The 20,176-nt window shown below is 66.1% G+C and carries 16 protein-coding genes; 4 read left to right on the top strand and 12 right to left on the bottom strand.

The window, feature by feature from the left end; all coding sequences use genetic code 11:
• Window positions 1-220: 220 nt before the first annotated feature.
• From ABTX24_RS26345 to ABTX24_RS26290, 12 genes are all read right to left on the bottom strand, one after another.
• On the bottom strand, window positions 221-1,528 hold the full coding sequence (locus tag ABTX24_RS26345) for a hypothetical protein (RefSeq protein WP_350843855.1): 1,308 nt from the start codon (window positions 1,526-1,528) through the stop codon (window positions 221-223).
• Entirely contained in the window at window positions 1,528-1,851 is a 324-nt protein-coding gene (locus tag ABTX24_RS26340) for a hypothetical protein (protein WP_350843853.1), read from the bottom strand. The genes ABTX24_RS26345 and ABTX24_RS26340 overlap by 1 nt, the downstream gene beginning before the upstream one ends.
• Window positions 1,852-1,985: 134 nt before the next feature.
• Window positions 1,986-2,558 carry a hypothetical protein gene (locus tag ABTX24_RS26335; protein ID WP_350843851.1) on the bottom strand — a complete coding sequence of 191 codons (573 nt, stop codon included), beginning with the start codon at window positions 2,556-2,558 and terminating at the stop codon, window positions 1,986-1,988.
• A gap of 8 nt (window positions 2,559-2,566) precedes the next feature.
• Window positions 2,567-2,989: a single-stranded DNA-binding protein gene (locus tag ABTX24_RS26330; RefSeq protein WP_350843849.1), complete on the bottom strand. Its 423-nt coding sequence runs from the start codon at window positions 2,987-2,989 to the stop codon at window positions 2,567-2,569.
• A 956-nt stretch (window positions 2,990-3,945) separates the two neighbouring features.
• Window positions 3,946-5,721, bottom strand: a complete 1,776-nt coding sequence (locus ABTX24_RS26325) for a type IV secretory system conjugative DNA transfer family protein (RefSeq protein ID WP_350843847.1) — start codon at window positions 5,719-5,721, stop codon at window positions 3,946-3,948.
• Window positions 5,718-6,209, bottom strand: coding sequence for a hypothetical protein (locus ABTX24_RS26320; RefSeq protein ID WP_350843845.1), 492 nt, complete (start codon window positions 6,207-6,209; stop codon window positions 5,718-5,720). The genes ABTX24_RS26325 and ABTX24_RS26320 overlap by 4 nt, the downstream gene beginning before the upstream one ends.
• Window positions 6,209-7,189 (bottom strand): ArdC-like ssDNA-binding domain-containing protein, encoded by a 981-nt coding sequence (locus tag ABTX24_RS26315; RefSeq protein WP_350843843.1) that lies wholly within the window; start codon window positions 7,187-7,189, stop codon window positions 6,209-6,211. The genes ABTX24_RS26320 and ABTX24_RS26315 overlap by 1 nt, the downstream gene beginning before the upstream one ends.
• Before the next feature lie 418 nt (window positions 7,190-7,607).
• The gene (locus ABTX24_RS26310; RefSeq protein ID WP_350843842.1) at window positions 7,608-9,788 is read right to left on the bottom strand and encodes a 3-hydroxyacyl-CoA dehydrogenase NAD-binding domain-containing protein; all 2,181 of its coding nucleotides are present in this window, start codon (window positions 9,786-9,788) and stop codon (window positions 7,608-7,610) included.
• 10 nt (window positions 9,789-9,798) lie between these two features.
• Complete coding sequence (locus tag ABTX24_RS26305; RefSeq protein ID WP_350843840.1) at window positions 9,799-11,010, bottom strand: acetyl-CoA C-acetyltransferase; 1,212 nt, start codon at window positions 11,008-11,010, stop codon at window positions 9,799-9,801.
• A 234-nt stretch (window positions 11,011-11,244) separates the two neighbouring features.
• Window positions 11,245-13,026 carry a hypothetical protein gene (locus ABTX24_RS26300; protein ID WP_350843838.1) on the bottom strand — a complete coding sequence of 594 codons (1,782 nt, stop codon included), beginning with the start codon at window positions 13,024-13,026 and terminating at the stop codon, window positions 11,245-11,247.
• Between the two features lie 22 nt (window positions 13,027-13,048).
• Window positions 13,049-13,900: a fumarylacetoacetate hydrolase family protein gene (locus tag ABTX24_RS26295; protein ID WP_350843836.1), complete on the bottom strand. Its 852-nt coding sequence runs from the start codon at window positions 13,898-13,900 to the stop codon at window positions 13,049-13,051.
• Window positions 13,901-14,131: 231 nt separating this feature from the next.
• On the bottom strand, window positions 14,132-15,280 hold the full coding sequence (locus ABTX24_RS26290; RefSeq protein ID WP_350843834.1) for a VOC family protein: 1,149 nt from the start codon (window positions 15,278-15,280) through the stop codon (window positions 14,132-14,134).
• 110 nt (window positions 15,281-15,390) lie between these two features.
• On the opposite strand from ABTX24_RS26290, the gene ABTX24_RS26285 reads away from it, so the two are divergent.
• Genes ABTX24_RS26285 through ABTX24_RS26270 form a run of 4 tightly spaced genes read left to right on the top strand, consistent with a single transcriptional unit; the run spans window position 15,391 to window position 20,151 of the window.
• Entirely contained in the window at window positions 15,391-17,049 is a 1,659-nt protein-coding gene (locus ABTX24_RS26285; protein ID WP_350843832.1) for an FAD-dependent monooxygenase, read from the top strand.
• Between the two features lie 56 nt (window positions 17,050-17,105).
• Window positions 17,106-18,851 (top strand): AMP-dependent synthetase/ligase, encoded by a 1,746-nt coding sequence (locus tag ABTX24_RS26280; protein WP_350843830.1) that lies wholly within the window; start codon window positions 17,106-17,108, stop codon window positions 18,849-18,851.
• 58 nt (window positions 18,852-18,909) lie between these two features.
• Window positions 18,910-19,401: a DUF2505 domain-containing protein gene (locus ABTX24_RS26275; protein WP_350843828.1), complete on the top strand. Its 492-nt coding sequence runs from the start codon at window positions 18,910-18,912 to the stop codon at window positions 19,399-19,401.
• A 57-nt stretch (window positions 19,402-19,458) separates the two neighbouring features.
• Entirely contained in the window at window positions 19,459-20,151 is a 693-nt protein-coding gene (locus ABTX24_RS26270) for a TetR/AcrR family transcriptional regulator (protein ID WP_350843826.1), read from the top strand.
• Window positions 20,152-20,176 lie beyond the last annotated feature (25 nt).

The following is a 20,176-nucleotide window of genomic DNA, read 5'->3' as shown; positions in this document are numbered from 1 at the left end:
CCGCAGACCCGACGCTACGCCGCACCACCCTCCACCCCGAAGAGCCCGGCGGCCGGACCCCTCGCGAGCACTGGTTGACAACAGAGGGGAGCCGAAGTGACGCGTGGGCATGCACGCATGGTCAGAAGATCCGCAGGGACACGGGCTCGATCGCTCGGGCTCCTGTGAACAACGCCGGCGCGAGAGCGTCGAGTGTCCAACGCTGCCTCGCGTGCCAAGGTCAGAGCGAGATTGCGCTGCCGCGTGACCGGCGCTGATTTATTGCGGCATGGAAGTCGGCTCGGGTCATTGCGGTGATACTTGGCGCGGCCGTGCGTACTGGATTGGTGCGGAGGTAGCGTCGCGCGATGGTGATGAGTGGAGTATGGCCCTTGCATTGGAGCGGGTCGAAGAGCTCGCGAGCTTGGTGGGTGAGGTGGCCGTCGGTCGGATCGATGCGCGGCAGGGCGCGGCGTACGAAGTAGAGGCGGGCGCTAAAGCCTTCTTCGATCGCTGCGCAGAGGGCGTTGTCAACCTGGCGAAAGAGCGTGTCGAGTTCGTGCAGGGAACCGAGGGGGATGGGAGAGACCGCCGAGATGCTTACCAGGCGGTCGACGGCGTCGGCGCTGTGACGGGTGGCTTCCGCACCGGTCCCGAGAAGGCCGGCGGCTGTCCGAGAAGCGCGGAGGAGGGATCCGTACGCGTGTTCGCGACGGTGAAACCGGTTGGCCAGTTCGCGATCGTGGTCACCCGTTCGGAGCGCGGCGAGGTGGGAGACCTCGCGTTGGGACGTCATGAGATGGCGCAGGTTGGCCATGGACGGGACCGAGCCGAGCGAGTTCAGAAGGCGGCGTTCAGCGGCGATCACGTGGACGATGGGTTCGGCGTTGGGTGAGACCTCCGGGTCCAGCGGCTGCCAGCCGCGCCAGTCGAGGTTGGAGTCGAGCTTGCCGGAGCGCTCGCAGACATGGACGACGCAATCGTCGAGGTAACCGTCGAGCAAGCGGAGTCCCCGGAGGGTCTCCCATTCGGAGACATGCCGGTAGCGCTTGTCGAGGATGAGCAGCGCCCTGGTGATGTCGGCGACGTCCCCGACAAGGGTGAGCCACTCGCGGTGGCTGAGACGGCCGTCGCCGGTCCCATGGGCGAGGTCGTGCTCGGCGATGGCGGTTGTCTTGGCGGCTTGTCGCCACGACTCGAGTACAGCGACAGGTTGGTGTGTGGTCAGTTGCTCCAGCCTCGGCAGCGGCGCGGGGTTCTTGGCTACAACTCGGCCGAGCGACTGCCGGAGTCGATCGGGCGGTTCGAGGAGGTTGGCGCTGTGTTCAGCCTTGGGATTGGGGTCGCCATGGACCATGGCCTGGTAACACCACGTGAGCACACTGTGCCGAAAGCTGCGGATCAGCGCGACGACCTCTCCTCGGGTATCCACCACGCCTGGACCGGAGTACGCGCGCGCGAGGTCGCGGTCGATCCGGTGGCTGACGTGATACTGACCAAGAAGATGTGCGAGCTCGATGCGCAGTACGCCGATGCTCTCTCCGTACATCACTGCCGCCCAAGGTGACCGTTCATTCGGGTATCTGTGTCGCGGGCGTCGAGCAGAGCGGCGAGGACGAGTTCGACCTGGAGGGCATCGACACCGTGGCGTACGAGGTCCTGAATGGCTTTGGCGGCGAGTCGGTAGAGCAGATCAGCGGTGAGGGAGTGGGGGAGTTCCTCGTACGCGGGGGCTTGGTCGCCGTGGACGAGGTCGAGCTGGAGGAGTACATGTTCGAAGGCGATGGACCCTTCGACCGTCCGCGCGGTGTCGGCGAGCGCCGCGAGATAGGAACGGGCCTCGGCGAGTGTGATGGCGTGCGCGAGCTGCATTGCAGTCTCCTTCTGAGTGCGGAGGTGTGCTCTTCAGGTGCACGGTCACGACCTCGGAGCGTGGTGGTCGAGCGGAAACCGGTGATCTGTGGAGAGCGTGCGTTTGAGCACGCATGGTCTGCCGTGGCAGTGCGCTACTGACTCCCGAGGCGCCACTGGGATCGTTCGACGGGTTCCCCCAGGCGGTCGACGAGGTTCTGAGCCAGCTCGTCGGCGACGCTGCGCGCTTCCTTCTCAAGCTGCTGGCGCCTCGCCAGGTCCTCGTGCATGAACCGCTCGAAGTCGGCTTCACGGTCGTGGATGGGCTGCTCGACCGGTGTCGCTAAGACGCCTTCCCCAGGCCAGGCGGCTTGCCTGGTGGGCCGGTCGCGGTCGGCCCGAGTGCCGCAGGTGGCCACCCAGTCACGTAGCCGGTGTCGGGCTTCTGCGAACTCGCGATGCCAGGCGAGCGGCGCGCCAGGGGGTGCGTCGGGGTCGTACGCGTTGAGCCAGGCCGTGTGGAGTGCAGAGAGTTCCCAGACGAGCTCGTCGTGCCGATGCCACAGGGGCGGGACGATGGCGGGTTGGAGGCCGTAGGCGTACCTGAGCCAGTCGACCCAGGCGTTCAGATCAAGCCACTCGCTCTCGGCCTCCTCGGCGGTGAGGAGGTTCCAGTTGATCGGTCTGAGGATCTCGCTGGTGGCGCCGCCTTCGTACGTCGGGGCCATCGTCGGCCTCAGAAGCCGACCGCGCGGTCGATCGCCTCGGACGCTGCGGCTGGTGTCGGGTCAGGTACAACAGCCGCGCGGCGTTGGACTTCGTAGCGGGTGCGGGCGAGGTCATGGCCGATTCGGCGAGCCACGAACTCCTGCCGTGGGACCTTCTGGCCCTCGCGGTCGACCTCGTAGTCGTTGATGTAGCCGGCGGCGACGAATGAGTCTCCGACCCTGAACCGTTCGAATGCGCGCTCGGCGGTGGTGTCGTAGGCGACAAGGTCGCAGTGGACGGGATCGAGCTTGGTGAAGGATCCGTCGAGCTCTTTGCGAAATTGCTCGACGCCGATGCGGGCGTGGAATCGCGGGCTGCCGTCACGAGTCTTGGACAGCTCCGGCGTAGTCGCGATGTAGCCGTGCAGGCTGAGCTGAGTGGGGATCGACATGACGTACCTTCCGATCGCACGACACCGCTTGCTCGGCGTCGTTCTCGGAAGTCAGGTGCGCGATGGATTCCTCACCGCGGGGGCGGCGATCAGGTAGAGCCCGGTCATGAAGGTGTGTCAGAAGTGGCGGTCGCTTGCTGGCTTTCACTGGCCAGTCGAGCTTGCCCTGTTTCAGAGCGGATGTGATGGCGCTGGACGCGAGCAAGAACCTTCGAACTCAGACGGTCGTGCACCCGGATCCGGTTGTCTGGTTGGAGACGAAGATGACACCGTTACTGTGCGAGTGCGGGCCGTACCCCGACGAGAACGCGACAGCGAGAGTGGAGCCAGCCTCGACCCTGTCCCGCCAGAACCAAGCGTCGCGGCCTGGTGACTGCCATGGAGGGTGATCACCGCCTTTGTTCCGGTCCGTGCGACCTGATACACGTCGACGATGTGGATGATGGTCAGTCCATCGTTCGGCGAACCGCATCCATCTGGCTGCGGCCCGAGCATTCCGGCGTCCGAACATGTGTTCGCCGTATGCCTGCTCACATGGTCAAGCGTGTCTTGCGACCGTCGTCCGCCCGCTGCGACGGGAGGGCTTTATCCTGAATCTGGATCGCTCAAGTGTTCGATATACCATCTGATTGAGGGTCGATTCTCGTTAGCTGATGGAGGTCGACTTGCGGCGTACGCCACCGTTTCTGGTCTGGGTGGATTCATCGAGTCGGTTCGGGATCCACAGCCAGCCGGGGCTGCTGTTGGCATGGAGGCGCACGCCCGAGTCTCAGCTGGGCACCCGGAGGGAGTCGAAGTGGCAATGTCTGGTGATCTCGGCAAGTGAGCCGCCGCCGACGAACCCGGAGGACTGGTGGGTCTACCAGCATTGGATGAACCCAGCCCATGTACGGCCGGTTGACGCTGAGAAGCCGCCGTTCCGGTGGGGGCGGAGTCGCGGCTCGAAAACTGCGCGGTCATGACGGTGTCAAAGGGTGTCCCAACAGCAGCTCGGTTTCGGCACGGAGCCGGGAGAGCTCGTGGCCGTCGGCGCGGTCGGTCCAACGGCGGAGGTCGGTGACGATTGGTGGTGTGGATCGGAGCAGGACGAGGCCGGTGCCAAAGGGGAGGGTGCGGATGGTGTCGGGCGGGAGGATGGGTACGCGGCGGGTGGAGCGTTGGAGTCCGCGGGAACCGTGGTCGCCGATGGTGATGGTGTCGGTGTGCTCGTCGCGTTCGCCGATGAGGGTGGAGAGGTCTTGGAGGTCACGGGCAGCGGCGGTGCCGCCGAGGATGACTTTGACGATGGCGGCGTCCCAGATGGTGTTGGCGGAGTGGTCGCCCCATCTGTCGCGCGCCTGGGAGAGGGACTGAAGGATAGGCATTGTGGTGATCCCGGTCCCGCCGCCTTCGGCCATCAAGGTGGGTAGTGAGGGCAGCGGGGCGAGGTTGCCGATCTCATCGAGCGCCAGCAGCAGAGGTGGGTCTAGGCGGGCGCCATGAGAGCGGGCGGCCAGGTGGCGTGCGGTCTCGACGAGGTCTTCGATGAGTGCGGCGACCAGTGGCCAGGAGGCACCGGCGCCGGCTCCTGTGGCGAGCAGATAGAGGGTGCCGTTGTTCTCGAGGAACGTGGTGGGGTCGAACGCCTCTTCCTCTGTGGGGCTAACGGCGTCGAGGACACGTGGGTCGGCGAGTGCGGAGAGAGCGAGGGAGACGCCCATCCAGATCGAGTCGCGGGTACGTGGGTCGGACTCGATCATCGAGTCCAGCGACTCTGCCCACCCGGTCGCGGCGTCCGGGCGGCTCGCAAGAATGGCTACGGCGTCGGCTGCGGCGGAAGGAGCGAGGGTCCATGAGAGGAGCTCGGCGGGGGAACGTCGGTCCAGGGCCGCGGCATGCAGGAGTGCCTGGAGGGCGGTGCGGGTCTTGCCTTCCCAGAACCCGCCGCTCTCGACACCGCCGGCGGAAAGTCCGGTGGCGGAGGCGAGCCCGGTGGCGCGGATCATCGCAGTGAGGGGATCTTCGCAGCCGCGTACGGGGGACCAGCGCAGGCCGCTCGGGAGGCCTTCGGCGAGACGTTGAGGATCGAAGATGGCGATGGGTCCACGCTTGCGGCGGGCCTCGAGTGTGATGGTGATGTTGTCGGGGCGGGTGGAGGTGGCGACGACGGCCCCGGGAGCGTCGAGGATCGCGTTTACGACCAGATGCAGGCCCTTGCCGGAGCGAGGCGGGCCGAGAACGAGTGAGGAGTCCTCGACCGAGCTCCATACGCCTCGTCCTCGTGCGGTGCCGAGAAGGTACCCGACGTCATGGGCATCTGGTTCGGGAACGCTCGGGCGGAGGTTGTGAGCGCGCTTGAGGAGGGCAGCCTCGGAGGCGACGCGCGTGACCACGCGGCGAGTCGCGACGCCACCGACGCGGCGTACGTCCCGCCTCGACGCTTCTCGGAGGATGCCGAGCGCTCGCCAGCCTGACCAACCGATCACCCCAACGAGGGTGAAGAGAGTCGCAACGACGAACCAGTAGGCGATTGGCGAAAGACCATGAGCACCGAGAGCAGCACCAGGATCAGAGGGTGTGGCGATCACGCCGAGTGCGCCATCGAGTCCGTGCCGAGGTGTGGTCGCTCCTGTCATCCATGCCGTGATCGACCCGGCCAGCCGGAGCAGCCCGAGGACGACAGCGCCGCCGAGCACGGCGACGAGTCCGAGGTTGATCAGCTCGTCGTCGACCTGGCGCGGACCGGGATTCACGACCTCACGCCTTCGCCGCGGTTGACAGCAGCGGCCGATAATTTCGTATCCCGCCCGATGAGAAGCACGTCGTCTCCGTACCGCTGGACAAGCGCCGGAGGCATTCGCACGGCAACAGTGCCGTCCCTCTCCGCGGTTCGCCGCCCCACCACGACCGCGACCAGGACGTCCTCACCGGCATCAAAGTGACCGCGGATTCGGTGGGCCGTCGGCCGGTCGGGCGCCGGGTCTGGGGGCGCGGAACTGCGATCGCCAGGTGTCAGGATATCGATGTACTTCTCGCCGTTGGACTCGGTGATCTCTGCGCGGATCGGTCCGAGGTCACTAACGAGGTCTCGGAGCAGTCCTCGCACGTGGTCACGGCCGAAGTTGGGAGCGACCGCGTACGGCACCTTGTCGATGGTGACCGTGAGTGCGCCGCCGGCGTCGACTTCGATCCGGACGGTTGGGAGAGCGATCGGGACGCCGGTGCTCGAGCGGTCGTCCATCACAGACCTGGCCGTTCGACTGAGGTGGTCTCGGGCGCCGGGAGGCTTTGGTCGCGTCCTGTCGGCGTCGAGCGATTGGGATCATCGCGGTCCAGCCCTGGCGGCGTACCATCGGGGACCTTCTCGGTGTCGAGATGGTTCAGGATGCTGATCGCCGCGAAACGGACGCGCGCGGCGGTGTCTTGGACCACCTGCACCGGATCGGTGCCTGGTACCTGCGAGGCCCAGGTCGACACGTACGGCACGGTGTACTGGCTGCTGTCCATCCCGTGTGCGCCCGTTATCATCATCGAAACGCCCTCGGCCTCGACCTCCTTGATGCCGCGGTGCCGCGCAGCGTCCTCCTGCATGTCGACGGGGGAGTGCAGCACGACATGGCCGGCCTCGTGCGCGAGTGTACGGACCATCGCGGCGTCATCCATGTCCACCCGGACCGAGACTGATCGCGTCATGAAGTCGGTGATCCCGTTGGTGCCGCCGCGTTCGGTGATGTGCTCGGCCAGCGCCTCCCACAACCCCTCGGGAGCAGCACCCTCGAGCAGCATCGGCTTGGGAGGCTCAGGAATAGGATCGCCCTCGGTCTGCGAGATGTCCCAGACGTACGCCGGCCGCAGCCCGGCCATCTTGTGTCTCGTCGTCTCTCCAGGTTTGGCCCGTTCGCCGCTCGCGAGCCGCCGCCACGAGTTGGCGTCCTCCGGTGTCATCGAGGCCACCCTGACTTTGACTGGCGCCATGATCTGCGTGCCGGGCTGGCCCTTCATCACAGACCGCCCAAGCGTCTGCCACTGGCGGAACCCAGCGACGTACGTCGGGGTGGGGGCAGGCACCAACCCCTGCGCGTAGTTGTCCTCGTGCGCTCGCTGGATCAGGAGGACGTTGTGAAAGCTTCTGCTTCTGAACCTGGTCGCAAACTCGAGCGCACGGCGCCAGTCATCGCCGGTCACCAACCGCTGGACCTCGCCGACCATCCGCTCGTGCATCCCCTCGAGCTGCGCTTGGCGCTTCGCCCGCGCTCGCTCCGTGCTGTCGGCCAGCTGCGTACGCCGCGCATCGTTTCGATTCCATGCCATGTGGATGAGGTGCGCACGGCTGGCCCCCATGGGGACCGCGGCCGGTTGGGTTGTTGTGGCGGCCGACGAGTTGATCGCAGGTGAGACGGCGGTGCGCTGTCGATTGGTGCCAACGCTCTCGCCCGTCGTGCTCCAGCAGAGATGAGGTCGGCGTAGGAGACGAGCACGCCAAGGCTTCTGCTGTTCAGACGATCAGGCGGGTCACGCTCGAGGTCGACGGCAACGATTCTGCGATCTGTTCGTCGCGAACGATCGTGGCGGACCCCGTGACACCGGTTTGCTACGCATGGAGCCTGCCTTCGGCCCAGCAGTCACGGCTGCGATGTTGTCACTGGTAGTGCTGACCGCTGATGCCCCGCTGCCTGAGTGGGTCGGGCACGAGGAACCGGTCGCCGTATCGCTCGCGGAGTTCGTCGGCGCGGGCGACGAAGCCGGCCGGGCCTCCGTCATACTGGTTGATGTACTGCAGCGCCCCGCCGGTCCATGGTGGGAATCCGATCCCCATGATCGAGCCGACGTTGGCGTCGGCGACGGTGCGCACGATCCCGGCCTCGTAGCACCGCGCGGCCTCGAGCGCCGGGGCCACCAGCAGTCGCTCCTTCATGTCCTCGAAGGGGATCTCCGCGTCAGGTTGGTGGAAATGCTCGTAGAGACCGGGCCAGAGCCCGAGCCGGGCGTTGTCGGCGCCGTACTCGTAGAAACCCTCACCGTGCAGCCGGCCGGGTCGGTCGAACTCCTCGACCATGCGCCACTGGACTGGAGTACCGGCGGTCTCGACGTAGGTCGTACCCTCGGCCTCGGCGGCTGTCCTCGCGCCCTGCTGGATCTTCAGCGTGGTCTTCATGTTGACCTCGTCGAGCAGTGCGAGCGCGCCGACCGGGAAGCCTGCCTGGGTCGTGGCCTGCTCGATGCTTGCCGGATGCGCGCCCTCGCCGAGCATGGCCAGCGCCTGGTCGACGAACTGGGCGATGACCCGGTTGGCGTAGAACGCGTAGACGTCCTTGACCGCGATCGGGGTCTTCTTGATCTGTTGGGCGAAGTCGAACGCGCGGGCCAGGGCCTCGTCGGAAGTCGTGTCGCCGACGACGATCTCGAGTAGCGGCATTTTGTCGACGGGGGAGAAGAAGTGCAGGCCGATGAAGTCGCCTGAATGGTCGACCGAGCTGGCCATCTCCGCGAGTGGCAACGCCGAGGTGTTGGTGGCGATGAGGGCGTCGGCGGTCACCAGCTTTTGGACCTCGGCGAGCACTTGCCGCTTGACCGCGAGGTCCTCGAACACCGCCTCGACCACGAAGTCGCAACCCGCGACGTCGGAGATGTTGTCGGTGGCGACGATCCGCTCGAGGACCTCGTCCCGCTTCGCCTCAGTGATCTTGCCTCGGGCGACGGCCTTGTCGAGCAGGCCGCGGGAGTAGCCCTTACCCGTCTCCGCGGCCTCGATCGTGACGTCGCGCAGCACGACCGTCGCGCCGGACTGGGCAGTGACGTAGGCGATCGCGGCGCCCATCATTCCAGCACCGAGCACCGCGACCCGCTCCGCGCGACGGACCGGGAAGCCATCGGGACGGGACGCGCCCTTGTTGATCGCGTTGAGGTCGAAGTACAACGCCTTGATCATGTTCGTGGAAACCTGGCCGCAGATCAGGTGCGCGCAGTAGCGGGACTCGATCGCGAACGCGGTGTCGATGTCGACTTGCGCGCCCTCGACCGCGGCGGACAGCACCGCGATCGGTGCGGGCATCGGCGCCCCTTTGAGCTCCTTGCGGACATTGGCAGGGAACGCCGGCAAGTTGGCTGCGAACGCTGGCGATGCCGGGGTGCCGCCCGGGATCTTGTAACCCTTCGCGTCCCACGGCTGCTGGGCGTCGGGGTGGGCCGCGAGCCACTGCCTGGCAGCGGCGAACATCTCCTTCTCGGTCGCGACCACCTCGTCGACAATGCCCACCTCCAGCGCCTCGGCCGGTTTCATCCGCTGTCCTTGCCCGACCACGTTCATCACCGCGTTGGCGATGCCGAGCATCCGGACTACGCGGGTCACTCCACCCGCGCCCGGCAGCACGCCGAAAGTAACCTCGGGTAGCCCGATGAGGCTTCCCCTCTTGTCCAGCGCGATCCGGTGGTGGGCTGCAAGCGCGAACTCGAAGCCGCCGCCGAGCGCGGTGCCATTGATCGCCGCTACCACGGGTTTGCCAAGCGTCTCGATGGTTCGGAAGCACGCTTTATAGGCGTCCAAACCGACGCAGATCGCCTCGACGTCGTCGGGTCCGGCGTCCATCAGCATGTTGAGGTCACCGCCCGCGAAAAAGGTGTCCTTGCCAGACGTGAGGATGACGCCGTCGTACGACGCCTTCTCGGCGATCAACCGGTCAACCGTCGCCTGTAGGTCGGTGATGCACCTGGCTGTCATTGTGTTGGTCGACTGGGAGTCGTCGTCCATGGTGAGCACGAGCACGCGGTCGGCACCGATCTCCCAGCCGAACATGTTGCCGGTCTTGATGTTGTCAGTCATGGCAGGCCTCTCAGACTCGCTCGATGATGGTCGCGATACCCATGCCGCCGCCGATGCACAGCGTGATGAGGGCGTAGCGAGCGCCGCGGCGTTCCAACTCGTCCACCATGGTCCCCGTGATGATCGCGCCGGTCGCGCCGAGCGGGTGACCCAGGGCGATCGCGCCGCCGTTGACGTTGATCATCTCGTCGGGGATGCGCAGCGTCTTCTGGTAGTTGAGCACCACGCTGGCGAACGCCTCGTTGAGCTCGAACAGGTCGATGTCGTCGACCGTCATGCCTGCAGTGGCGAGCACCTTCTCGGTGGCGGGCACCGGACCAGTGAGCATGATCGTGGAGTCCGAGCCGGACACCGCGGATGCGACGACGCGGGCCCTCGGGATCATGCCGGCGGCTGCCCCGGCAGCCTCACTTCCGATGATGACCAGGCCGGCACCGTCGACGATGCCGGAGGAGTTGCCGGCGTGGTGGACATGGCTGATTCGCTCGACCCAGTGGTACTTCTGCAGCGCCACGGCGTCGAAGCCACCCAGCTCCCCGATCAGCTCAAACGACGGTTTGAGGCTGGCCAGACTCTCGAGGGTAGTGCCCGGGCGGACGAACTCGTCCTGGTCGAGCAGGACCGTGCCGTTGAGGTCGCGGACCGGCACGATCGACTTGGCGAAGTAGCCGCCCGAGATCGCTGCCGCTGCCCGCTGCTGGGAGCGGACGGCGTACGCGTCGACGTCCTCGCGGGAGAAGCCCTCGATCGTGGCGATAAGGTCGGCCGAGACACCTTGCGGGATGAAGTAGGTCTCGTAGTTGGTCTGCGGGTCCAGCGGCCACGCACCGCCGTCGGCGCCAAGCGGCACTCGGCTCATCGACTCCACTCCGCCCGCAATCACCAACTGGTCCCAGCCGGACGCGACCTTCTGCGCCGCGGTGTTCACTGCCTCCAACCCCGATCCGCAGAACCGGTTGAGCTGCACGCCAGCCACCGTCGGCGGCAGGCCGGCCTTGAGCGCAGCCGTCTTCGCGATATCGCAGCCCTGGTCGCCCACCGGTGTGACGACACCGAGCACGATGTCATCGATCGCGGCAGGATCCAGCCCGGGGTGCCGCGCCCGCAGCTCGTCGATGAGGCCGACCACCAGGTCGACCGGCTTGACGCTGTACAGCGAGCCGTTCTGCTTGCCCCGCCCGCGCGGGGTGCGGATCGCCTCGTAGATGTAGGCGTCGGTCATGGAGGGTCCTTTCGAAAGGAGATGAGAGGAACTGGGGAGGTGGTCTCCGGAGACTCGTCGGCGCCGACGTCCGCGTTCAACGTCCGGAGCGAGCGGGCCGAGTCGTGCCGTTGTACACGAGGGCGAGCCGCTGACTAGGGCTTTCGGGCCCGCGGGAACCTTCGCTCAGTCTTCGCCTTCCCCGGGGCTGGGCCCCGGGGAAGGCGAAGACGAGTGGCAACGGCCGATGGGTGACTAGGCCGAGCAGCCGTAGTAGGTCCGCTCGACCCGGACCTCTGCACCGGAGTCGGTTGTTGCCGTCACGTTGAAGTCGAACGGCCCCTGCGGCAGGTTCGTCACGACGACCTGATCGATGGACGGTTCACTCACCGTCTTGACTTTGGTTCCGTCGACGTGGACGTCGACTCGAACGATCCGCTCCGTAGAGAGACCGGCGACACCGTACGCGAACCTGTCGGTTGCGACGCACATGTTCGCTGCGAACCCGGCGTACGGGGTCGAATCGGCGGAGTCACAGGAAAGTCGAAGCTTGCCCTCTGCGTCGAACGGGAGCCCTGCTGGATCTGACTGGACGCCACGCGTCGCGCACAGCGACCCGATGCTGTTCTCGGCACCGACGTGGACGGTGGAGACGTCCGCATGGCTGGTGCTGATCGGACCGCCGGAGTAGACCTTGTCGATGGCGCCGTTGAGCTCGGCCGCGCCGATGGCCGAGGCCTGGAGGGGCTTGAGCACGCCGAGAACCAGGCTCGTTCCGGTCCCGCCGGAGGTCTGGATCCCGCGGTGAACGACGAGTTTGCCGATCGGCCGGAAGACGTCGACCCCGACGCCGCCGTCGCCGTGGGTGACGATCTGCCCGAACTCGGCCTCGGCCACCTCCCCGGCGTAGGCGTTGAAGGCACGGCTGCCGGTGCCGAAGGTTTCCAAACGACCGTCGACGTCGATGCTGCCGATGTGAGGCCAGGTGACCACTCCGAAGCCGTTGGGACCGGTGGAGGTGATATCGTCGGCCACCTTGAGCTTGTCCAGGTCGGAGTAGATGTTGATGCCTCCGTTGGTCAGTCCCGCCGTGGTGACCGATCCCTTGACCTTGATGCCCTGGGCGACGGGAGCGCTGGGTCCGTCGAAGACGGCGACGCTGCCACCGACTGCGTTGCCGCGGTAGAAGGTTGTCGAGCCCTGAGTGTGCACGTCTCCGGTCGTGAGGCGGTTGACCTCGATGCTGCCGTGGGACGGGTTCACGCTCTGCTGGTGCAACGTGTCACCGAAGGTCTCCACGTTGTCTGCGTCCACAAACAGGGGGAAGGCGCCGGTGACGAAGACTCCGGAGCCACGCACAGGGGAATCGGGCCGGCCGATCGAGATGTCCTGAAGGTCGGCAGTCACGACGACGCTCGGGTCTGATTGGCTGTTCCAGAGGGTGAACGCGCCCTGCATCGCCTCGAGCGGAGCTGCGAAGAACGTCCCGACCAAACCGGTCTGGGCGCTCGTGTCGGCAGCGACTACGTCGAGGCCGTCGACCTTGACGTCACCGCCGCTCACGTCATCCTTGATGAGCAGCTGAACTTGGCCGACGGCCTGGAGGTCGTGCAACGCGACCTCGCCGAGGTTCTCGACGGTCGTGTCGTTGTAGACGGCGCGCTGGGTGGTGTCGGTCGCGAGCCTCAGGTTCGACACGCGGTTGTCCTGGGTGATCTGGACGCCGTCGGAGCCCGGAGCGAAGGCGATCGACCCGCCGCTACTCGAGGCGGTCAGATTCTGGCCGGGGGCGAGAGCGAACGACGGCACGTTCGTCAGATCACCGTCCACGACAATGGTCTGCTCGCAGCCGCTCTGGGTCGCATCCACGAGAGCTTGGCTGGTCGTCACGTTCACCTCTGGTGCACACGCCGCAGCTTGTGCGGACTGGGCTGCGACCGGGAGCGTGACGGTCGCCACCGCGACAGTGAGAGCCAAGAGCGCGCTCTTGGTCGGCGGTCGTACGGGGCGACCACGGCCGGTTGGTGCTTGGGACATGGGTTTCACTTCCTTGTTTTGGTCAGCCTGCAATGACGAGGCTGTGCTGCGTTCCAAGATCGATGGCGCCGTCGTCGGTCCTGATCGACGTGGTGACGGTGTCGCCGGGTTTGAGGTATCCGCCGGTGTTGAGCTGGCTCTTGATGAAGAGCCGCCAACGGAAGTCCTCAGGCAGCAGTCCGGCGATCCTCTGTGTCCGGGCACCGGGCAGCTCGAGGGCGACGCCGCCCGGCGTTCCGGTGATCAGCAGGTCGCCGACATCGAGGTCCTCGACCTGGGAGACCTCGGTGAGGGTCTCGGCTGGACCGAACAGCATGTCGGATGCCAGTTCGTTCTGCCGGACTTCGCCGTTGACCTCCAGCTTCAGGCGCAGGTCGGGCCATCGAGCGATCTCATCGGCGTCCGGTACGGCCAGGTAAGGCCCCACCGGCAGAAAGGTCCGGTAGCTCTTGCCCTTGTACCACTGGTTCTCAGGGAGCTGGACGTCACGCGCGCTGATGTCGTTGGCTACCACGAACGCGCCGATGTACTGGCCGAGCTCCTTGTCGGTGATGACGGCGGGGCCGGTGATGGGCTTCCCCAGCACGATGCCGAGCTCGACCTCGTAGTCGAGCAGCCGCACGTGGGGAGGGCGGATGATGTCGTCATTGGGACCGCACACCGAGGCACTGGACTTGGTGAAGAGCACGTTGAATGCGCGGTCGGTGTCCATACCGTTCTCGCGCAGGTGTGTCTTGAAGTTGGCGCCTTGCGCGAGGACCCGGCACGGACGCGTGACCGGACTCAGCACGGGGTGGGCATCGGGGCGGATCGGCTCGACATCCTGCCCGTTGATAAGGATGTCGCGAGCGACCTTGACCCCGTCGGTCAGCACGTCCGCAGTCGTGGCGTAGTCACCCGGTAGTGGGAGCGCCTGGCCCTCATGCAGGACGGCCCAGAACTCCCTCGAAGGTGCCTGGTATCGGACGAGATTGATGCTCATGGTTGGACTCCTTGGCAACTGGTCATTGTGATTGGGACTGCTCACGCGCGCGAGCAGAGCCCTGAGGGGCCTCGAGCGCGGCCTTGACTGCGTCTCGCAAGTCGGCGGCCGGAACCGGACCGGTCAGCCGCGCAGCATGGCCTTCGCCATGGTGAGCAGGTGGGCGACGCTGATCTCGTTGTCCTCGCGCAAGGCCTCAACGAGCTCGCGAAGCTTGGCGGGTGAGGGGTTGGCGCCCAGGAACTCCCGGGTCACCGGCGGGCCCCACTGGGCCAGCCCGGCGCGTGACAGCGGAGCCCATCCGGTCTCGACCGATGAGTCGAACAGGTCGCCGTCAGAGAAGTGCTCGACCATCAGCTGGTCGGGATCGTGCCAGTAGTCGAAGAGCTGGCTTCCCTGGATGTGGCGACCGATTCCCCACGCCCGGTGGTGCCCTCGTTCGCGGAGGTACTCACCTCCGGCGGCCATGGCATCGAGGTCGCTGACCTGGTAGGCGGAGTGGACGTACCCATTCCCCGGGCCCAGGAACATCGCCAGGGTGTGGTGGTCAGCGGGCTCGCTCCCGCGGTCGCATCGCATAAACGCCATCGCAGGCCCGCGGTCTCGATGGCCGTCGAGGAACAGGAAGTCGCTCACGATCAGGCCGAGGGTTTCCAGGTACCAGTCCAGAGCCCGGTTGAACACCCGGCTCTCCAACACCACGTGCCCGAGCCGCTGGACCTGAGCCGGCTCCCTGGGCGGCCGCTGAGTGTCGTTGATCCTAGTCGGGCTCAGCCCAACGTTCATCGAGAGCGGTGTCTGCTCAGGCAGTGCTGGCAGCTCTTCGACGCCGTGGGCGACACGCACCGGCATGCCATTGGGATCGCGTAGCTGAACTGCGACTCCGCCGCCGGGCTGGTTGAGTGAAGTCGGCTGTTGACCGGTCGCCCGCGCGAGGCGGTTGAGATCGCCGGCGTCAGCGGACTTGAACACCGGACCGACGAACCGGGACCGCGGTCCTTTTCTGATCACTGCCGCGAACGTGCCGGGCCTGCTGCCGCGCAGATACAAGGCGTCCGCGGTCCGTTCGACGGTGGCGAGCCCGAAGTCGTGGGCGAACTGCTCCGCCGCGTCGAGGTCAGGCTTCTCGAACTCCAGCCACCCCAGATCGGCGACCTTGGCGATCGGCTGGGCGTGTCGCCCCGACAGCTCCCCGCGAACCGCTCCTTGTTCGGAGTGAAGGTTCTCGTGGGCCGTCGTGGACCCCACCGCGCCGACATCGTTATGGGACATGTGAACCATCGTGGAACCTGGCAGGACTTATTGTCAAGTGCCAACTTTTTAGATATCAGTCATCACCATAAATATTGACGGATGTCATTAACCAGCCTACTGTCGAAGGCATGACTGAAACATCCGTACCCGTCGTGATCGTGGGCGCTGGTCCCGTCGGCATGGTGCTGGCACTGGAACTTGCGCATCACGGGATCGCCTCGCAGGTGATCGAGGCTCGCTCGACAACGACGAACTTTCCGAAGATGGACGAGACGAACGCCCGCAGCATGGAGCTTCTGGCTCGGCTCGGCGTTTCCGAGGAACTGCGCGAGGTCGGCGTACCGCCTGAGCACAGCTTCGATACGGTCTTCTGCACCTCTCTGGTCGGCCGCGAGCTCGCCCGTTGGCCGGAACCCTCCGTCACCCAGGTGCGGGAGCAGATCGCAGCGGCGGTCGACGGGTCGACGCCGGCCGAGCCCTGGCAGCGCGTCTCTCAGGAGTTGGCCGAGGACGTTCTGATGCGTCGATGCTTGGCCGAGTCTCGAATCCAGGTCCGCCGGCCGTGGCGTGCCACCGCAGTCTCTGACCACGGCGACCGCGTTTCTGTCTCGGTCAAGCACGTCGAGACCCGCGAGGAGGAGACGATCAGCTGCGAGTACCTCGTCGGATGCGACGGTGCTCGCTCCCTTGTTCGTTCCTCGGCAGGAATCGGGCTGGAGGGCACCGAGGACTTGCTGGACCTGGCGCTGGTGCACTTTCGGTCCCGCGACCGAACGCATCTGCAAGCCCACGGCCAGTACTGGCATTTGTACTTCTCCTCCGGCGGGATCCTCATCGCCCAGGATGAGGACGAGGTCTGGACGCTGCACGCACTCGTCCCAGCCGGGACGACGGACGAAGACGTCAATGCCGTTGAACTCATCCAGCAGGTCACCGGTGCACCTGTCGAGGTCGACGAGATCCTCGCGCGATCGGTGTGGCGTCCGAACATCGTCCTGGCCGACAGCTATCGCAGTGGCCGCGTCTTCCTGGCCGGCGACTCGTGCCACCAGGTCATCCCCAACGGCGGCTACGGAATGAACACCGGCATCGGCGACGCGGTCGACCTGGGGTGGAAGCTCAGCGCGGTTCTCTCCGGCTGGGGCGGCGAAGCGCTGCTGGACAGCTACGAAGCCGAACGCCGGCCACAGGCAGCTCGAGCATTGGAGTGGTCGTCCCGCCACGTCGGTGCCCAGCTGGAGATCCTCGGCGAGGTCGACCCCGACCTGGTCGACGAGACTTCAGAGGCCGCCGACGTCCATCGCGCGCATCTCGCAGACTTCATCGCGGTGCGCCGCGGCGAAGCATCCAGTCCGGGGATCGAGTACGGCTACCGCTACACCGACTCGCCCGTGCTGGCCCAGGAGCAAGCCGATCTGGGCGAGTTCGATCCGACCACCTACACGCCTACGACCCTCCCGGGCGCTCGTGCACCTCACGTGCTGCTGCCCGACGGGACGTCCATCCTCACCGCGTACTCTCGCAGCTTCACCCTTGTCGACCACGGCGGCGAGGGAGCGCACGAGCTGATCGAGGCCGCGGCTCGCGTCGGCATCCCGCTCCAGCACCTCCGACTTGAACCCGGCGCCCACAGCGCCAGCGTCTACGAGCGCAGCCTTGTCCTCGTCAGACCAGACGGGCATGTCGCCTGGAGGGGTGACCGAGTGGGACTGGATCCCGAGAAGATTCTGGCGCACGCCGTGGGCCGCGCCGCCGTAACCGCCCACGCCGAGGAGGCACTGCGATGAGCACGACGAGCACACCCACCGCCAGCACCGAGTTTCCTGGGCTGGTTGCGAACACCTTGACCGAGGCGCTGCTCCAGACCGCCGAAGCTCGCGGTGACCAGCCGGCTCTCGCCACCGCTGACGGCGACACGGCCCTGTCCTGGGGGGAGTACGCCGACCAAGCGAAGAGGGTCGCGACTGGGCTCTCCACTCTTGGCGTCGGCCATGGAGACACCCTCGCCATCCTGCTGACAAACCGGCCCGAGTTTCATGTCACTGATGCCGCAGCACTCATGCTCGGCGCTACTCCCTTCTCGATGTACAACACCTACCCACCCGAGCAACTAGCCCATCTGCTCACCGACACAGCCTGCACGACCGTCGTGACCGAACCCGTGCTGCTCCAGGGCATCCTGGCTGCTCGTGAACTGGGTGCCCCGATCGAGCAGGTCATCGTGGTCGGAGGGACCGGTGATGATGGCATCCTGTGGGAGGATCTCCTTGACCACCCGCCGCTCGCGCACCAGTCGGTTGCCGCGCCTGATGACATCGCGACGATCATCTACACCTCCGGGACGACCGGCCCACCCAAGGGTGTGCAGCTGACCCACCGCAACCTGCTAGCCATGGCTGGGTCCGTGCTGCAGGTCATGCCGGTCAGCCCCGACAACAACAACATCTCGTACCTTCCGATGGCCCATGTCGCAGAACGCGTCTGCAGCCACTACATGCCGATGATCGTGGGCTTCTCGATCGCCTGCTGCGCGGTTCCCGCGGACATCGCGACACTGTTGCCGAAGGTCCGGCCCAACGTGTTCTTCTCGCCACCGCGCCTGTGGGAGAAGCTGCGGTCAGCCATCCTCAGCAATATCGAGGCCAGTCCCGATGAACTCCGTGCCGCGGCCACCCTCGCTCTGGATGTAGGCCTGCGAGCGGTAAGGGACCGCCAGGCTGGCAGGGAAGCGTCCGATGCCGCGGTTGCGGAGCACGCCGCCACGGAACCGATCCGCGCTGCGATCAGGGCCCGTGTCGGCCTGGACCAGGTCGTGGTCGGCATCACCGGCGCGGCCCCGTGCCCCCCACCGGTCATCGAGTTCTTCCATGCCCTCGGCATCTCCCTCCAGGAGATCTACGGCCTGTCCGAGTCCACCGGGCTGATCACGATGACACGGCCCGACAAGCCTCGCCTCGGAACCGTCGGCAAGGTACTGCCCGGTATGGAGCTTCGCCTCGCTGACGACGGAGAGGTCCTCGCTAGAGGCCCGCTGATCATGGCTGGCTACCGCAACCGTCCCGACTCGACGGCCGAGGCCATCGACGCCGACGGATGGTTGCACACCGGGGACATCGGCATCCTGGACGATGATGGTTCCTTGCGGATCGTCGATCGCAAGAAGGAACTGATCATCAACTCGGCGGGCAAGAACATGTCGCCGGCGAACATCGAGGCGAAGCTGAAGGAAGCCAGCCCCCTCATCGGTCAAGCCATCTGCGTCGGCGACGCACGCCCGTACAACGTCGCCCTCCTCGTGCTCGATCCCGAGGCGGCCGTCGCCTTCGCTGGCCGCAACGGCATCGCGGCCGCCACCGTGGCGGACCTGGCCAGACATCCCGAGATCCAAGCAGCGGTCGGCGAAGGAGTTGACCGCGCGAACGCCATGCTCGCCCGGGTTGAGCAGATCAAGCGTTTCACGATCCTCGAAGTCGACTGGCAGCCCGGCACCGACGAGCTGACGCCGACCATGAAGCTCAAGCGACGCCCCATCGCGGAGAAGTACGCCTCAGACATCGACGCCCTCTACGCCGACGTTCCCGAGCAGTAGCCAGAACGACACGCTGACCCGTACCTGCCGGCAACAAGAACAGAAGCAAGGAACAGAAATGCCAACCTCCCTTTCCATCGTCCAGCCGTTCCCGGTCCCGCCGGACCAGGTCTACGCTCTGCTCCGAGACCCGAACTGGGTCGCCGAAAGCGCCCAGGCCACCAACGGACCGGATGCGCTGGTGCGTCTCCATGAGGAGGATGGGGATGAGCTGCGGATCGTAACCGAGAGCCCCATCCCGGCCGCGAGCATCCCCGCCGGTCTTCGGCCCCTCCTGGCCAACGGCGCCGTCGGCACCAAGACGGAGCGCTGGACGTGCGCCGATGGGGGCTACCGTGGTGAGTTCAAAATCGCCGTACCCGGTACTCCCGCGACCGTGCGAGTAGTGGCCGAGCTGGTCAGCGAGGTGCAGGGGTCCCGCCTCACCCTCGATGGCACGTCCAGCGTCAAGATCCCCGCCCTCGGACCCAAGATCGAGAAGCTCGTGATCGATCAAGCACGGGACAGGCTGACGGCGGAGTACGAATTCATGTGCGCGCGGTTGGTATGACGGGCCATTTCAACGCCGTGACAATATATTTGTTGTCGGCCTGCTAAAGTCTCTTCCATGTCAGAAAACCAGACCCCTCGTCGCGCCGGCCGGCCGCGCGCCGAGGACTCGCCCGTAGCGCTCGAAGACATGCTCGACGCAGCGTTCAAGGCCTTCGCTCGCTACGGGTACGACGGTATGTCGGTCCGTACGTTGAACCGCGAGCTCGGGGTCAGTCACAACCTGATCTATCAGCGGTTCGGATCCAAGGAGAACCTCTGGCGCGCGGCGGTCGATCACTCCATGAGTCGGCTCCTGCTCACCTTGACGACCGCATTCGATCCGACGCTGAGCGATCCACTCGATCAGCTCAACCACGCCATCCGGCGCTTCCTCGAGTTCTCCGCCAAACACCCCGAGCTGCTCGCCCTGATGAACATCGAAGCGGGCCTGGATACTGAGCGGCTCGACTACATCTACAAGAACTACGTCGCTCCTGCATTCGCGCAGCTGGAGCGTCTCCTTGATCACCTGGCCGACGAAGGCCGCATCAGGCCAATCTCGGTCCGCACGCTGAACTTCCTTGTTGCTCACGGTGCAGCCGCACCCTTCACCTTGGTGCCCTTGGCACAGCGCTTCGGCGGGCCCCACCCACTCGAGCCCGAGGAAGTCGAGCGGCATGCCGCCCTAGCGGCAGACATCCTCACCGATGGGCTGAGGGTCCCTGCGACCAAGCCGGCTCCGGCGCGCAGGCGCCCGCGTAGCAGCTGATCGACCCCTAATTGATGCATGACTA

It is taken from the genome of Nocardioides sp. NPDC127514 (assembly GCF_040302125.1).
Lineage (GTDB): Bacteria > Actinomycetota > Actinomycetes > Propionibacteriales > Nocardioidaceae > Nocardioides.
The sequence above is the reverse complement of the archived record's forward strand: the minus strand, read 5'-3'. Positions and strand labels throughout refer to the sequence as shown.

Excerpts from the sequence above, each read along its gene's own strand:
- ABTX24_RS26310 (WP_350843842.1), bottom strand. The coding sequence starts at position 9,788 with ATGACTGACAACATCAAGACCGGCAACATGTTCGGCTGGGAGATCGGT.
- ABTX24_RS26275 (WP_350843828.1), top strand. The coding sequence starts at position 18,910 with ATGCCAACCTCCCTTTCCATCGTCCAGCCGTTCCCGGTCCCGCCGGAC.
- ABTX24_RS26285 (WP_350843832.1), top strand. The coding sequence starts at position 15,391 with ATGACTGAAACATCCGTACCCGTCGTGATCGTGGGCGCTGGTCCCGTC.
- ABTX24_RS26305 (WP_350843840.1), bottom strand. The coding sequence starts at position 11,010 with ATGACCGACGCCTACATCTACGAGGCGATCCGCACCCCGCGCGGGCGG.
- ABTX24_RS26340 (WP_350843853.1), bottom strand. The coding sequence starts at position 1,851 with ATGCAGCTCGCGCACGCCATCACACTCGCCGAGGCCCGTTCCTATCTC.
- ABTX24_RS26290 (WP_350843834.1), bottom strand. The coding sequence starts at position 15,280 with ATGTCCCATAACGATGTCGGCGCGGTGGGGTCCACGACGGCCCACGAG.
- ABTX24_RS26300 (WP_350843838.1), bottom strand. The coding sequence starts at position 13,026 with ATGTCCCAAGCACCAACCGGCCGTGGTCGCCCCGTACGACCGCCGACC.
- ABTX24_RS26345 (WP_350843855.1), bottom strand. The coding sequence starts at position 1,528 with ATGTACGGAGAGAGCATCGGCGTACTGCGCATCGAGCTCGCACATCTT.
- ABTX24_RS26335 (WP_350843851.1), bottom strand. The coding sequence starts at position 2,558 with ATGGCCCCGACGTACGAAGGCGGCGCCACCAGCGAGATCCTCAGACCG.
- ABTX24_RS26330 (WP_350843849.1), bottom strand. The coding sequence starts at position 2,989 with ATGTCGATCCCCACTCAGCTCAGCCTGCACGGCTACATCGCGACTACG.
- ABTX24_RS26270 (WP_350843826.1), top strand. The coding sequence starts at position 19,459 with ATGTCAGAAAACCAGACCCCTCGTCGCGCCGGCCGGCCGCGCGCCGAG.
- ABTX24_RS26320 (WP_350843845.1), bottom strand. The coding sequence starts at position 6,209 with ATGGACGACCGCTCGAGCACCGGCGTCCCGATCGCTCTCCCAACCGTC.
- ABTX24_RS26315 (WP_350843843.1), bottom strand. The coding sequence starts at position 7,189 with ATGCACGAGCGGATGGTCGGCGAGGTCCAGCGGTTGGTGACCGGCGAT.